General features: G+C 62.3%; 2 tRNA genes. Both read left to right on the forward strand.

The features are described 5' to 3' along the window. Positions 1-46: 46 nt before the first annotated feature. A tRNA-Ile gene (locus A612_RS00035) sits at positions 47-123 on the forward strand. A gap of 39 nt (positions 124-162) precedes the next feature. After that, positions 163-238 (forward strand) — tRNA-Ala (locus tag A612_RS00040). Positions 239-244 lie beyond the last annotated feature (6 nt).

Genomic DNA, 244 nt, shown 5'->3' on the forward strand with positions numbered 1-244 from the left:
GGGCTGCTCTTGACCCTCTGCTGGGGGGGCTGGGAGCGGCGCTGCCGGGTCTGTAGCTCAGCTGGTTAGAGCACCGTCTTGATAAGGCGGGGGTCGTTGGTTCGAGCCCAACTAGACCCACCACCATCTTCCTGCAAGGCGATCGAAGGCGAGGACGAAAAAGGGGGATTAGCTCAGCTGGGAGAGCACCTGCTTTGCAAGCAGGGGGTCGTCGGTTCGATCCCGTCATCCTCCACCAACCCTG

It is taken from the genome of Melaminivora alkalimesophila (genome assembly GCF_000282995.1).
GTDB classification, from domain to species: Bacteria; Pseudomonadota; Gammaproteobacteria; order Burkholderiales; family Burkholderiaceae_C; genus Melaminivora; species Melaminivora alkalimesophila.